This window comes from Streptomyces sp. WAC00040 (assembly GCF_056835925.1).
In genome coordinates this window covers 261,387-275,453 of record NZ_JAKQZE010000001.1, presented here as the reverse complement: position 1 = coordinate 275,453, position 14,067 = coordinate 261,387, and the positions used below count along the sequence as shown (strand labels likewise).

The window sequence follows — 14,067 nt, the reverse complement described above, 5'->3', positions numbered from 1 at the left end:
GCCGGTCAAGAACAGCTGATACGACCGCGCGTCACGACATGGCGTCGAAGGCCCCGGGGTGGATCTGGTCCCGCGTCGCACCGTACTGCTGACGCACCGCCTGTCCCACCGCCAGTTCCTCACCCGGCTCGAAGACCTGCGCCGCGGCGCCCTGCCAGGCCGGCGGAGCCTGCGGGGACAGCGTGCCCTGCGCGGCGCCCAGCGCCCATGCGGCCTGCCGGGCCGCGCCCAGGGCCGCGTAGTCGGCCGGCTGAGGCACGACGACCTGCGCGCCGAAGATCGCGGGCGCGAGCGCCTGCACGGCGGGCAGCTCGGCGGCCGCCCCCAGCAGGAACACCCGGCGCACCTCCACGCCCCGCCGGCGCAGCACGTCCATGGCGTCCGCCAGCGAGCAGAGCATGCCCTCGAACGAGGCCCGCGCCAGGTGCTCCGGCTTCATCGACTCGCGTCGCAGACCGGTCAGCGTGCCCGCGGTGTGCGGCAGCTGCGGTGTCCGCTCGCCCTCCAGGTACGGCAGCAGCACCAGCCCTGACGAGCCGGGCGTGGACTTCAGAGCCAGCGCCGAGAGCTCGGAAAGGTCGGCGACCCCCAGCAGTTCGGCGCTGCCGCGCAGGGCCCGCACGGCGTTGAGGGTGTGCACGACCGGCAGGTGCATTCCGGTCGCGTCGGCGAACGAGGTGATCGTCCCGCTCGGGTCGGGCAGCGCCTGGTGGTGCACGGCCATCACGGAACCGGACGCCCCGAGCGAAACCACCGCGTCCCCGACGGCCACACCGAGACCGAAGGCCGCCGCCATCGTCTCGCCGGTGCCCGCCGAGATCAGCAGCCCTTCCGGTGTGGTGCCCGCGGCCTCGGCGGGGCCGAGCACCTCGGGAAGGGCGCACTGCCGTCCGAGCGCCAGCTCGACGAGATCGGAGCGGTACGCCCCCGTGCCGGCCGACCAGTAGCCGGTGCCGGACGCGTCGCCGCGGTCCGTGGTCCTGCGGGCCGGCCGGCCCAGCAGCTGCCACACCAGCCAGTCGTGCGGCTGCATCACGGCGGCGACCCGACGTGCCGCGTCCGGCTCAGCGCGGGCGAGCCAGCGGAGCTTCGCCACCGGCTGACCGGCCTGCGGCACAGAACCGACCGCTTCCGCCCAGGCCTGCCGGCCGCCGAGGGCGTCGATGAGGTCGGCCGCGGCGGCCTGCGCCCGTTTGTCGTTGCCGAGCAGGGCGGGGCGTACCGGAGCGCCCTGGGCGTCCAGGGTGATCAGGCCGTGCTGCTGCGCGGAGACCCCGATGGCCTGGACGCCCTCGAGCAGACCGCCGGTGGCCGCATCGCCGAGCGAGAGCAGCCACGCCTGCGGATCGATGTCGGTGGCCTTGGGTTCCACGGGGTGCGGCGCACACCCCTGACGCAGCACGGCTCCCGTGTCCGCGTCGCAGACGACGATGCGCGTGAACCCCGATGAACTGTCCAACCCTGCGACTATCCCCATGTCCGGAATTCTGCCGTACGCGGGCGGTGTCCGGCGTCACGCCCGCCGGGCACCGGGACCCGCCGCCTCAGGTGTTCGTCGTTCCCCAGTCGTCCTCGGCGCCGCCGCCCCGCTCCCTGAGCGCCCGTACCCGGTCCGCCACAGAGTCGGGGACCCGGTCGCCGACCTTGTCGCTGACCGCGTGGAAGGCTTTGCCTGCCGCCTCGCGACCGTTGTGGGCGGCGGACTCGGCGGCGTTGCGGACCGCCGGGTTCTGCGAGATCTGTCGCGCGGACTTCTTGAGCTGCTCGTAGCGCTCGCGCCCGGCCCGTGTCCCGAGCACGAAGCCGATGGCCAGTCCCGCGACGAACGTGAGCTTGTACCGCATGGGTGACACCCTTCCGTTGCGTCGGTGCTGCCCGCCTACCCGTCGGGAGCTGTGATCACCCGGCGCCATACCGATTGGCGGAGCACCCCCCTGGTTGCGCTAATGTATGTGTCGCAGCGAGCGCACGCCCCCTGGGACGCCCCGGGTAGGTACGTTCGGTGCACACGCAGCAATCCCCTGTAGCTCAATTGGCAGAGCAGCCGGCTGTTAACCGGCAGGTTACTGGTTCGAGTCCAGTCGGGGGAGCGCGATCCCCTGTAGCTCAATTGGCAGAGCATTCGGCTGTTAACCGGAGGGTTGCTGGTTCGAGTCCAGCCGGGGGAGCAGATGGGAAGAGGGCCCCTCGGGGGCCCTTTTTTCATGTGCGCGTACGGGAGCCCGGACAGTCCCTTCGGGGTGTTCCCGGCTACACCGGAACCGCGCGGGCCGCAGCGGAGTCCTCATGGTCGAGCGATGTCGACCATGCGAGGCAGGAGATCGTATGACCGGCTATGCTGCGGCAGACGGCGCGCACAAATGTGCGCGACGCGCCGTTAGGGGCGGTAGCTCAGCCGGTTAGAGCAGCGGACTCATAATCCGTCGGCCGTGGGTTCGAGTCCCACCCGCCCCACCCGAGGAAGGTAAGGGGAAACGCCTCCACTCCCCGTGAGGCGCGCGACATCCCTTCCGGATCCTCCGCGAGTTCACTCTCCCGGCCCCTCGAGCCCCTCGAGCCCCGAGATCAGCGGGGTGAGCTCGGTCGGTGTCCAGGCCTTCGCCGCTCCCGGGCACCGGGACAGATAGCGGGCCACGGCCGACGGCTCCCAGGTGCCGTCGGCGCACAGACCGTGGGCCAGGTGCAGCAGATACGGGGCCGAGGGTTTGTTCCAGGTCACTTCCGTCAGGCGCCACGGTGCGGTGAAGGAGAGGACCGGGATGCCCTCGAGGTGGCCAAGGAGGACCAGCGTCTCGTACCGGCCGGGGCCGAGGGCGGCCCTGCCGTCGGTGAACACCGCCGCAAGGTCGAGGTCCTCGCCGGGGACTTCGTACATCTCCTGCGCGGCGATGTCGGAGAACTGCTGCACGGTGAGGAGGTGGGCGCGGCCCCAGACGGTGCCGTCGGCGGCGGGGTCGTAGAAGGCCCGGCCGCCTTGCCATACGGGCGACTCGGTCGCGAAGTAGAGCGTCCCCGGGAACTCGACCGGTGCGGAGCGCACGGGCGGGCGCCGGTCGCGGCAGCCCGGGTAGGTCCGTGCCGCGCCGGGGGGCCGGCCGCCGGTGAGGTAGTACCGCAGCCGGCCTGTGTCCATGTTCGAGCCGTACGACGCGTACCAGATGTGCTCCGCGCCGCGCGTCGGTGCTGCCGACGCGGAAGCGAGGCGGTGGACGGTACTCACGGACGGCTCCGCTGACGTGTGTCGGGGTGGTTCCAGCCTACGGGGTGGCGTGCGGCCGGGCGGGCCGCACACACTCACCGGGGCGAAGGGCCCCAGGTCAGCCCTGGCTCTCGTTGATGTTGACCATCCAGGAGATGCCGAACCGGTCGACGCACATGCCGAACGTGTCGCCCCACATCTGCTTTTCGAGGGGGACGTTCACCGTGCCGTCGGCGGAGAGCTTCTCCCAGTATCCGCGGAGTTCGTCGGCGTCCTCGCCGCTCAGGCTGATCGAGAAGTTGTTGCCGGGCTTGTGCTCCATGCCGGGCGGGGTGTCGGCTCCCATCAGCGTGAAGCCGCGGTCGGTCTCGAGCATGCCGTGCATGATCTTGTCGGCGCTGTCGGGCGAGGTCTCGCCACCGATGTCGGCATAGGTGTTCAGCCGCAGGTTTCCGCCGAGGACGCTTTTGTAGAACTCCATGGCCTCGCGCGCGTTGCCGGCGAAGCTGATGTACGGGTTGAGGCGAGATGCCACTGGACGCTCCTTTTGTGGGGCAGGTCGGTTTCTCGCAGGGTAATTGCCCCGGTCCCGCTTTTTGCCGCCACACGCGGTCGGCGAACCGCGGGGTGCGAGCGGCTGATCCGCCCGGGTCGTCGTTGGCGGGGCGGTGGTCGTGGCCGCCGCTGGACCTGATTGCCGCTTCCGTCAACCACGGCCGTCGGAATGCTTCTCCATTGTTGTACTTACTCGACTTCCAGAAAGCGGTGTCCCTGCCCGAAAGTTGTCTTGACCGGCACGTGGTGAATGGTCGGGGTTCCAGAACTCTTGTTGCGGGCAGGCGAGTTGTGTAAGGGTGAGGCCCTCTCGTACCCGAACAGCACTGCTCAGATCAACCGTTCGAATTCTATTACGGTGGCCAACTCCAAAAGAGCGTCGAGCCGCCCCGCTCGAAGGTATGTACCAATCGGTGCACTTCTTTCGTCCCACACAGCAACCCCCCACCGCATTGCCATGGATGGAAAGACGTCAATGCAACATCCCCGCACGCCCGGAACCGCCCCTTCTCCGCAGCCCGGCCGCACCCCGGGGGTCTCCGACGAGGAGCTCGCCGCCGCACTGCAGACCGGTGGAGGGGGCCTCGAAGTCCGGCCGATGGCCGCGCTGCTCGCCCGGCACTGGCAGCCGGTGTTCGACTATGCCTCAATTTGTGCGACCTCGAACAAAACTGCTTCGATGCTGACCACCGCGGCTTTCGCGCAGCTCATGGAAAGTCTGGCGCGCAACGCGGCCGCGGGTGCGCTTCGGCCCCATCTTCTGGTGACAGCCCGTCATATCGCCAAGGCGTGGGCCGATGACCCGACGATGGCGTCGGTACTGACCGGACTCATGAATCCCGAAGGCCCTGGGGAAAACAGGCAGTTGGTCTCCCGGGCTTTCCATGTAATGCCGATGACGGCTCAGGTTCTCCTCTGGCATGCCGAGGTCGAGGCCGAGGGCATATCCATACCGGCGGGTTTGTCGGGGCTTGATCCACGTGTCGCCTCCGCCCAGCTGGAGCAGGCCCGCGACCAGTTCCGGCAGGCCTGTGTGCGGGTCCATCGGGAGTATGCGCCGACCGCGGAGTGCCGCCACTACAACCGCCTGCTCGACATCTCGCTGCGCCGGGGCGGGGTCCTGATCCCCGACATCCAGGTGCATCTGTCCGAATGCTCGTACTGCCGGTTCGCCGCCGACCAGTTGCGGCAGTCCGGCGGGCGGCTGGGCGTGCTGCTCGGGGAGGCGCTGCTCGGCGGCGCGGCCGGGCCGTATCTCGACTCGCGGCCGGGGAGGCGGCGCAGGGCCAGGGCGGCGCAGGACGCGGTCGGTGCCGGGCCCCGCGGCCCGCGGGGGAGCGGCCGGCACTCACGCGGCGGTGGGCCCCGCTCGCTGCGGAGCCTCGCCCTGAAAGGCCGGCGCATCGCGGCGGCCGGCACCGCGCCCGGAGCGCTGACCGTCGGGGCTGCCGCGGCCGCGACCGGGCTGCTCGTCATCACCCTGGCGTCGGCCCTCTGGCAGGACGACGACAGTCAGGCCGGCCCGTCCGTCCCCAGCGGCGCCGTCACCGGCACCGCCCCGCCCGCACCCGGGCCCACCACCCCCACGCCCGACCCGACGGCCACGTCGGCCAACCTTCCGGCGGCCCCGCTGACCACCCGGCTGCGCAACGCGGAGGCCGGACTGTGCCTCGACATCACCGCCCCCGCGCCGCAGGCCGGGACGGAGGTGACCATGGCGGCCTGCTCCTCCGCGGCCACCCAGAGGTGGGTGTACGAGAGCGACGGCCGGCTCCGCAGTTCCGCTGCCCCCGCGCTGTGCCTCAACTCCCACGGACTCGATGGCATCGTTGTCCTTGACGGCTGCACCAGCAGGACCGCCCCCGACGCGGTGGACGTCCGCTACGACCTGACCATCCAGGGCCAGGTGATCCCGCGGTGGAACGACCGGCTGGCCATGGTGCCCGCGTCGACGGAGCCAGGTGCGAACGTGGCGGTCAAGATCCGTGACGAATCGCCCGCCCAGGTCTGGCAGACCGACGACTCGCCCATGGGCACGCGGCAGCAGTCCGGCACGAGGCAGACCGCCCCGTACGCGGAGGAGGTCAACGGTCCGCCGGCGGCGGACCAGGGGTGCGTCCCCCAGCAGTGCCCCGCATCGCCCGCCGGCCGCGGCGCCGCGCCCGGCGACGCGGGGGGCCGCTCCGGGGCCGGCCACGGCGTTGCCCCCGAGGGCGCGAGGGACGCAGTGCGGGGAGGCGAGGCGCAGGCACCGGCGGAGGGCGATCTGCGCCGGGTCAACGATCCGCCGCCGGACCAGGAGGCGCAGCAGAGTCCGCCGCCGCCCGTGACCGCCGTGGTGAGCCGGATCGTGACGCCCCCGCCCGCCCGGCCCGCCGCCTCCGGGGTCAGGTGAACCGGGGCATCTCGCCGGCGGTCGTGGTGACGTCGATGACGGAGAACGCGGCGCCCTGCGGGTCACGGACCGACGCGTACCGTCCGTAGGGGCTGTCCAGTGGCCCACGCTGGAGCGTGCCGCCCAGCCTGGTGACCGTGTCGATCGCCGCGTCGCAGTCCTCGACGCCGAAGAACACGTTGATGTACGGGTGGAGGTCGGGTGGGAAATCGTCCGTCATGCGCAGCCGGCCCACGACGAGTTCACCACCGAGGTGCCACAGGGCGAAGTCGACCGAATCCCGCTGCATCCGCTTCGCTTCGTAAGGGAAGAGGGAGCAGAAGAAATGATCGGCCCGCTCCACGTCCCTGGTGGTGACCTCCGCCCAGCAGTACGAGCCGGGCTCGCCGGTCTTCCCGAACCCCGTGTGGGCGCCCGGTTGCCAGAGGCTGAAGAACACACCGCTGGGCTCCTCCGCCGTGACCATCGTGCCGAAGGAGCCGACCGGCATCGGATTCATCAGCAGCGCGCCGCCGTTGTCCCGGATCCTCTCCGCGGCGGAGGCCACGTCGGACGTGGCGAAGTAGAGGTTCCAGGCCGGCGGCCCGCCCGTTCCCGGCATCCGGGGAACGACGGCCGCGACGGCCTTGCCGTCGGAGAACGCCTGCGTGTAGCCGCCGAACTCGGGCGAGCCCTCGTCGAAGGTCCAGCTCAGCAGCTCGCCGTAGAAGCTCTTCGCGGCCTCCACGTCGGGGAACATCGCGTCGGCCCAGCAGGGCGTGCCTTCGGGGTGCGCTGCCATCGTCTCCAAGCCTTCCTGCCCGTCGGTCTCTCCCGTCGCACGCTATGCGCCCCCGTGCCGGGCCGCCCGTCGGACGCGCCGGGCGCCCACTGACGCGGCGGCGCAGCAGCTCATGCCCGGCTCCGGAGGGACGTCTGGCAGGTCGCCGCCATGGCACGTACCCGCTATCCGAGTCCCGTTCGCGACCTTCCACCGGGCGTTTCGAGGTGTCGTTCATGACCAGAGCACCCGCGAGACGCAGGGCCGGGCTGATCGCCGCCGGCCTGCCCCTCGTCATGCTCCCGGCCGGGCAGGCCGTCGCCGCGACCGTGGACCGGCCCCGGCCGCGGCGGGAACCGCCGCGAGGACCGCCCGGGCGGCGCACACCTTCACGCTGGTCACCGGCGACAAGGTGACCGTCACGGACCTCGGCAGCGGCCGGAAGTCGAGTCCGTCGCCAACGGCCCCGGCGCCCTCGAACAGCGCAGCGGCACCCCCGCCTACCAGGGCGGCAGCCGTGCTGAGCTCAACTGGTTCAAGCCGGTGCTGCACCCGTGGCTGGGCACCGGACTCGGCTGGGGACAGGCCCGGACCGGCAACAACCTCGAGTTCAACACCCCGGCTGGGGCGACTTCGGCCCCGACCGCACCGGCTTCGGCGACAGGTGGAACGAGCCGTCGATGACGCAGTTCACCGAGGTGTACGCGGACGGCGAGCTGGTGGACGGCAGGATGAGCTCGGGCGCCTACGCCTGGGTGCCGACCCGGCGGAGAAGACGTACAAGGTGGTCACCGATACCACCCGGACGCCGAACGGTGGCGGTTGACGACGAAGGGCCACACCGAGTGGACCGTCCGCTCCGCCGGCCGACCGGCGGACCGTGCTGCCGATGCTCAACCTCGGCTCCGACGTCGACACCGACCTGCGCGGTGACGTCCGGGCCGGCGAGCGCCTCCGTCTCGGGATCTTCGCCGAGTACATCAAGGGCGCGGCGGACACCGGCCGGATCGGCGGCGGGTCGCCGGAGGTGTCGTTCGACGACGGGAAGACCTGGACGGCCGTGGAATTCGACGGCGCCCGGCAGCTCCGCCGCCTGGGAGGGCACGGTCCGGGTCCCGGCGGACGCGCGGTACATCTCGGTCCGCGCCTCCGCGAAGGACGGCAAGGGCGGCTCGGTGCGACAGGAAATCATCCGTGCGGTGGGTGTGAAGTAGCCCGCCGGCAAAGGGGAGGCCCGGTACGTGCTCGTAACGGGCCTCGCGCCGTCACGCCGGCCCCACGATGCCCCGCACCACCCCCAGTTCGACCAGATCCTCGGGACGCAGCCGCAGCTGGTCGGCGAGGTGCGGCACCTGGTCGGGAGAGCGCTTGAGGATCGCGGCGGCGAGCTCCGGGGCGATGACGGAGAAGTAACTCGCCGGCGTGGCCCACGTGTTGCCCGGCGCGGCCAGCGCCAGCGCGCCCCCGGAGCCGCCCTCGCCGATGAGCAGGCCGGTCAGCGGTGTACGGGCGGCGGCGACAGCCGTGAACAGCTCGGCGATGGCCGCGCCGGCGCCGGAGCGTTCCGCCTCCGCGTCGTTGGCGGCCCCCGGGGTGTCGATCAGCGTCAGCACCGGCAGGCCAAGCCGGTCGGCGAGCCTCACGACCCGGGCGGCGGTACGGTAACCGGCCGGTCCGGTCGCGGTTCCGTCCTGGGCGACGTACGCGACAGGCCGCCCGTCCCGCAGGCCCACCCCGCAGAGCATGCCGGGGTCGTCCCCGCCGCACCGGTCGCCGCGCAGCGGTTCGCGGCGCGTGAAGTAGTCGTCGAGGTACGCCTCGGCCCGTGGCCTTTCCGCACCGCGCGCCTGCCGCACGGCGTCCCATCCGGTGCGCGCAGGCTCCCCGCCGGCGCCCAGCGCCCGCGGCGGGTCCACGGGTGCCCGTTCCCCGGCCGGGTTCGCAGGGGCGAGCGCCTTCACCCAGAACGCGAGCGTGTCGCGCAGGGAGCCGGGAGGGACGACGGCGTCGACCTGGCCCGCCGCGAGCTTTCCCTCCGCCGTGTACGCGGCCGGGTCCGCGTCCGCCGGACGCACGCGCGATCCGGCGAAGCCGACCTGAGCGCCGGGCAGCGCCAGGATCACGTCGGCGCCCGCGCCGAGCGTGGCCCAGCCGCCGCCGGTCGTCGGATCGCGGAGCACGGCGATGTGCGCCACACCCGCCTCCCGCAGCAGCACCGACGCACGGGCGACCCGCTGGAGCTGGCCGAGCGCGATCATCCCCTCCTGCATCCGGCTGCCGCCGGTCGCGATCAGCGAGACGAGCGGCAGCCGCCGCTCACGGGCCAGCCCGTACGCGGCCTCCAGCCGGTCCCCGGCCCGCTCGCTCAGCGAACCGCCGAGGAAGCCGAACTCGAAGGAGATCAGCACGCATTCGGCGCCGCCGAGCACCGCCGTGCCGTAGACGACGGACTCGGCCGAACCGGTCCGGAGTGAGGCGCGGTCGCGCTGTGCGCCGTAGCCCTCCCAGCCGAGCGGGCCGTCGCCCGCGTCGGGCAGGTCGGCGAGCTCCTGCTCGGTGAAGCCCTCGCTGACCAGGGCGATCGCCTCGCGGGCGGACACACGCTCAGCCATGGAGCGCCCGCTTCATGATCTTGCCCATGTCGTTGCGCGGCAGGACGTCGAGGAACCGGACCGTCCGTGGCCGCTTGTGCGGGGCGAGTTGCGAGGCGACGTGGGCGGTCAGCTCCTTTGCCGACGGCGGGTCCGCCGGGTCGGCGGCGACGATCCAGGCGACCACCCGCTCGCCCAGGTCCGCGTCGGGTTCGCCGGTCACCGCGGCCTCGCGGACGGCCGGATGGTCGAGCAGCACGTTCTCGATCTCGCCCGCCCCGATCTTGTAACCGCCGCTCTTGATCAGGTCGGTGCTCTTCCTGCCGACGATGCGCACGTAGCCGTCCGGCTCCAGCACGGCCATGTCGCCGGTGCGGAACCAGTCCCCGTCGAAGGCGGCGGCCGTGGCGTCGGGACGGTTCAGGTACTCGGTGAACAGATTGTCGCCTCGCACCTGGATCTCACCGATCGTCTCGCCGTCGCGTGCGGCGATCTCCGTACCGTCCTCGTCCACCAGCCGCAGCTCCACGCCGCGCAGCGGCACGCCGACGGTGCCCGGACGGGCCTCGCCGTCGACGCGGACGCTGGTGTTCATCAGGGTCTCCGTCATCCCGTACCGCTCGATCACCCGGCGCCCCGTCGCCTCCGCGATGCGGGCGTGGTCGGGCAGCGGCAGGGCGGCCGAACCGGAGACAAGCAGCCGCGCGCCGGACAGCGCCTTCGCCAGCTCGTCATCGCCGTCGAGCGCCTTTGCCAGCCGGTGGTACATCGTGGGCACGCCGAAGAGCATCGTGCCGCCCGAGTCCAGCTCCCGTGCCACGCCCTCCGGGCTGAAGCGGCCCAGATGGCGTACCTCGCCGCCGCGGCGCAGCGGTCCGAGGACGCCGAGGATGAGCCCGTGCACATGGAACAGCGGCAGGGCGTGGACCAGGACGTCGTCGGATCCCCACTGCCAGGCCTCCTGCAAGGCGTCGAGCGAGGCGGCTACCGCCCGCCGGGGCAGCACCGCGCCCTTGGGCGGGCCGGTGGTGCCGGAGGTGTAGACGATCAGCGCGGGTGATTCGGCCGCCGGCTCCGCGGGCAGGTCGCCCGCCGAACCCGTCACCGTGATGTCGACCCGCCTCAACGGGTGCAGGGGCGCGGGCAGTTGGTCGTCGGGGGCGGCGAGCACCGTGGTGGGCCCGCTGTCCGCCACGATGTGCGCCAGTTCCCGGTCACCGGTCCGCGGGTTCAACGGCACGACCGGTACGCCTGCCAGCAGCGCCGCCACCACACCGACCGCGGTCTCGAGGGTGGGGCCGGCCCACAGCGCGACCCGCTCCGCCCCGCCGATCCGGAGCGCGAGGGCTCCCGCCGCGCCGCGCAACTGCCCGTAGGTCAGCGACCGTTCGCCGAACCGGAGGGCTGCCCGGTCGGTGCCGGTGGCGGTCGTCGCCAGCGCTGGGAAGAGAGAACTCACTCGTCGGCCTCCTGGTGTCGTCCTATGCCGCACCCGGCGGGTTTCCCGGGACGGCCATTGTCTCCCCCGCGCGGAGGAGCCGCCGGGCGGGCGGCTCCCTCCAGGGAACGATGTGCCGGATCCCTCGAGTCCGGCAGGATCGGCGACGGCCGACGGGGGAACACCGCCGCCCGGCCGGCGTCCACGGGGGAGGCCGACCGGGCGGTGACGGTCGCTGCCGCCCGCCGACGCTTCCGGCCGGGGCGGCGTGGCTTCCCCGGCCCGGCGCCGCTCCGGGGCGGGGACGGTGAGGCTTCCGGTATACGGGACCTGTGGGCCGAGGTCGGCGCTGCTTCCCGGGCCGGCCCGCATCACAGCGCCCGGCTCGGGGCGCGTATCACAGCGGGCTGTGCCAGGTCAGCGTCGTGCCCCTGGTGCCCTCGTCGTCCAGGCCGTCGTCCGTCACCGTCAGCCGGACCGCCTGGCGTCCGTCCGGCAGCCGAACCGTCGCGTCGATGTGCACGTCGACCGACGAGACGTCACTCCTGCGGTGCGCGGCGGCCAGAGCACCGCGCAGGGCCGCCAGCAGCTCACGGTCCACCGGCTCCTGCAACAGGGTGTCGACGGCACCGCTGAAGTGCACCGACGGCAGCACACCGAGCGGCACGGCCGCCTCGCGGGTCTCGCGCAGCACCTGGCCCTTGAAGGTCGCCGGCGCGTCGGCGGGCGGCTGCTGGAGGGCGAAGATCGTGGTCCGGACCTCCTGGATGGTCGAGTCGAGCTCGTCGACGGCCTGGCTCAGCAACCGGTCCGTCGACCCGGCCTCGGCGGCCCGGCGCGTCGACTCGAGCATCATCTCGGTGGCGAACAGCCTCTGGACGACGAGGTCGTGGAGATCCCGGGCGATCCGGTCCCGGTCCTCGTACACGGCGAGCTGCTCGCGGTTGTGCCGGGCGTCCGCGAGCACCAGCGCCAGGGCGGCCTGGGAGGCGAACCGGGTGGCCAGCAGCCGTTCCGTCCCGGTGTACGGGCGGCCGCCCCGCCGCCGCGGCAGCGCCAGCACGCCGATCAGTCGCCCGCCGCTCTGCAGCGGCAGCATCATGCTCGGCCCGAAACGGCCGCGGACGGGGGCGGGCATCCGGGGGTCGGTGGCGGAGTCTTCGATGAACACCGGTTCCCCGCCGAGGAGTTGGGAGAGCACCGGCGAACCGGGCCGGATGGTCGCGGCGACGATGTCCCGCGGGTCGTCGAGGGTGGAGGCCGTGACGATCTCCATGCCGCCCTCTTCCGTGTGCCGGAGCACCACGCCGGCGGCGGCATCGGCGAGGTCGCGTGCCTGCTCGGCCACGGTCATCAGCGCGTCGTCGGCGCTCTCGCCGGTGAGCAGCGCGTCGGTGACGGCCGACGCGCCCTCGAACCACCGCTCGCGCTGCCGGGCCGTCTCGTGCAGCCGTGCGTTCCCGATGGCGATACCGGCCTGCGCCGCGAGTATCTGCAGCAGTGCCAGGTCCTCCTCGGTGCACGCGTCGCCGTCCCGTGGAGTCAGGCGCAGGTCGCCGAACCTCTCGGTGGCCACCCTGATCGGGATGCGCAGCGGCGCGGAGTCCGCCGTGGGTGCGTGCGCCGGCGTGGGAGGGCCGCCTGCCGGCCGGGGGCCGTGCCCTGCGCCGGCCTCCGTGGCCGTGAACCGCTCGACGACGCCGCCCCGCTCGGGGTCGGCCACGCCCAGGGATACGCCGTGCGCACCGGTCAGTACGGCGGCGGTGTCCACGACCTGCTGGAGGGTGGTGCGCAGATCGAGGCCGATGCCGATGCCGGTCACGGCCTCGAGGAACGCCGCGAGCCGCGGCGCCCCGGCAGGCCGCTGCCCCGGACGGCCCGTGCCGCCCGGGGTGTCCGGTTCGCTCGTGTGGGGTTCGTCGGGTTCGTCCGGGCAGCCTGTGCCCCGTCCGGCCCCGGGGTCCTCGGGGCCGGTGGTCACCGTCCCGTCTCCAGTGCCGGTGTCAGTCGGCCGTGGCGAGCGATTCGAGGTCCAGGGGCTGGATCCGGCCCTCGAGCATCGCGCCGAGCCCCTGCACCGTGCAGGTGTCGGGCCGTTCCGCGATGGTGACCGTCATCCCGGTGGCGTTGTGCAGCATCTGGTCCAGGCCCGGCAGCAGAGCGCTGCCGCCGACCATCGTGATGCCGCGGTCGACGAGGTCGGCGACGAGGTCCGGCGGGCAGTCCCGCAACACCTTGCCGATCCCGTCGAGCACCGAGGTGAGCGGGGTGTGGATCGCCTCCCTCACGGCCGCCGTGTCGACGCGGACGGAGCGGGCGAGGCCCGTGGCGACGTCCCGGCCGTGGATCTCCGTCACTTCCGGACCCTGCGAAGTGAGGCCGTTGCCGTGCAGGGCGACCTGGAGCGGCCGTACGGACTGGCTGGGAAGCATCAGCTCGTGCCGGTGGCGCAGGTGCTGGATCAACGCGTGGTCGATGGCGTTGCCGCCGATGGGGATGCGGGTGGCGGTGACGATCGAGCCGAGGGACAGGACGGCGATCTGGGTGGTCGCGGCGCCGCACACCATGATCATCGTCGCGCTCGGCTGCTCCACCGGGAGGCCGCAGCCGACGGCCGCCGCGATCAGGGTGTCCACCAGCTCGACCCGGCGGGCGCCGAGGCCGACCAGGGTCTCGACGGTGGCGCGCTGGGCGAGCGGGTCGCTGTCGTGCGGGGTGCTGGCGGCCGCGCGGAGCCGGGGCTTGCGGCGCAGCTGCCGACGGAGCTTCTCGCCGAGCAGATGACGCAGCATCCGCTGGGCCATGTCGATGTCGACGACCGTGCCGCCGGAGACGGGGCGCGCGACGCGGATGTAGTCGGGGGTGCGGCCGGTCATCTTCTCGGCGAGCTCGCCGACCGCGATCAACGCCCCCGTCCGGGTGTTCACGGCGGCGACGCTCGGTTCGTCGACGACAAGGCCGACGCCCTTGACGAAGACGCGGGTCCTGGCGGCGCCCAGATCGACTGCCACATGGCAACGGCGCAACTGGTCGAGGCTGACGGTCACGGCGGGTCCTCCCGAGTGCGGTACGTGTTCGCATCGTGCGATTGCCGCGGGCGGGGCGCGCGCTGGGCTGCGCCGGTCGGGG

The 14,067-nt window shown here is 72.7% G+C and carries 10 protein-coding genes and 3 tRNA genes; 4 read left to right on the top strand and 9 right to left on the bottom strand.

All coding sequences use genetic code 11. The features are described 5' to 3' along the window. Positions 1–31: 31 nt before the first annotated feature. Positions 32–1,477 (bottom strand): FGGY family carbohydrate kinase, encoded by a 1,446-nt coding sequence (locus MDN94_RS01345; RefSeq protein ID WP_482724172.1) that lies wholly within the window; start codon positions 1,475–1,477, stop codon positions 32–34. Between the two features lie 67 nt (positions 1,478–1,544). Continuing rightward, positions 1,545–1,844 carry a YtxH domain-containing protein gene (locus MDN94_RS01340; RefSeq protein WP_364591292.1) on the bottom strand — a complete coding sequence of 100 codons (300 nt, stop codon included), beginning with the start codon at positions 1,842–1,844 and terminating at the stop codon, positions 1,545–1,547. Positions 1,845–2,017: 173 nt separating this feature from the next. Here MDN94_RS01340 and MDN94_RS01335 point away from each other — a divergent pair. From MDN94_RS01335 to MDN94_RS01325, 3 genes are all read left to right on the top strand, one after another. Beyond that, a tRNA-Asn gene (locus tag MDN94_RS01335) sits at positions 2,018–2,090 on the top strand. A gap of 5 nt (positions 2,091–2,095) precedes the next feature. Next, positions 2,096–2,168 (top strand) — tRNA-Asn (locus tag MDN94_RS01330). A 212-nt stretch (positions 2,169–2,380) separates the two neighbouring features. Beyond that, positions 2,381–2,454: transfer RNA gene (locus tag MDN94_RS01325), tRNA-Ile, on the top strand. Between the two features lie 73 nt (positions 2,455–2,527). On the opposite strand, the gene MDN94_RS01320 is transcribed toward MDN94_RS01325, so the two are convergent. Next, positions 2,528–3,220: a histone deacetylase gene (locus MDN94_RS01320; RefSeq protein WP_482724171.1), complete on the bottom strand. Its 693-nt coding sequence runs from the start codon at positions 3,218–3,220 to the stop codon at positions 2,528–2,530. Positions 3,221–3,317: 97 nt separating this feature from the next. Continuing rightward, complete coding sequence (locus MDN94_RS01315) at positions 3,318–3,734, bottom strand: VOC family protein (RefSeq protein ID WP_482724170.1); 417 nt, start codon at positions 3,732–3,734, stop codon at positions 3,318–3,320. A gap of 495 nt (positions 3,735–4,229) precedes the next feature. Between MDN94_RS01315 and MDN94_RS01310 the strand changes: the two genes are divergently transcribed. Beyond that, positions 4,230–6,149 carry an RICIN domain-containing protein gene (locus MDN94_RS01310; RefSeq protein ID WP_482724169.1) on the top strand — a complete coding sequence of 640 codons (1,920 nt, stop codon included), beginning with the start codon at positions 4,230–4,232 and terminating at the stop codon, positions 6,147–6,149. On the opposite strand, the gene MDN94_RS01305 is transcribed toward MDN94_RS01310, so the two are convergent. From MDN94_RS01305 to MDN94_RS01285, 5 genes are all read right to left on the bottom strand, one after another. Then, on the bottom strand, positions 6,142–6,930 hold the full coding sequence (locus tag MDN94_RS01305) for a VOC family protein (RefSeq protein WP_482724168.1): 789 nt from the start codon (positions 6,928–6,930) through the stop codon (positions 6,142–6,144). The genes MDN94_RS01310 and MDN94_RS01305 overlap by 8 nt on opposite strands. A gap of 1,244 nt (positions 6,931–8,174) precedes the next feature. After that, entirely contained in the window at positions 8,175–9,521 is a 1,347-nt protein-coding gene (locus tag MDN94_RS01300; RefSeq protein WP_482724167.1) for a carboxyl transferase domain-containing protein, read from the bottom strand. Continuing rightward, on the bottom strand, positions 9,514–10,959 hold the full coding sequence (locus MDN94_RS01295; RefSeq protein ID WP_482724166.1) for an acyl-CoA synthetase: 1,446 nt from the start codon (positions 10,957–10,959) through the stop codon (positions 9,514–9,516). The genes MDN94_RS01300 and MDN94_RS01295 overlap by 8 nt, the downstream gene beginning before the upstream one ends. A 376-nt stretch (positions 10,960–11,335) precedes the next feature. After that, the gene (locus tag MDN94_RS01290; RefSeq protein ID WP_482724165.1) at positions 11,336–12,919 is read right to left on the bottom strand and encodes a sensor histidine kinase; all 1,584 of its coding nucleotides are present in this window, start codon (positions 12,917–12,919) and stop codon (positions 11,336–11,338) included. Between the two features lie 22 nt (positions 12,920–12,941). Continuing rightward, positions 12,942–13,985, bottom strand: coding sequence for a rod shape-determining protein (locus tag MDN94_RS01285; RefSeq protein WP_482724164.1), 1,044 nt, complete (start codon positions 13,983–13,985; stop codon positions 12,942–12,944). Positions 13,986–14,067: the final 82 nt, after the last annotated feature.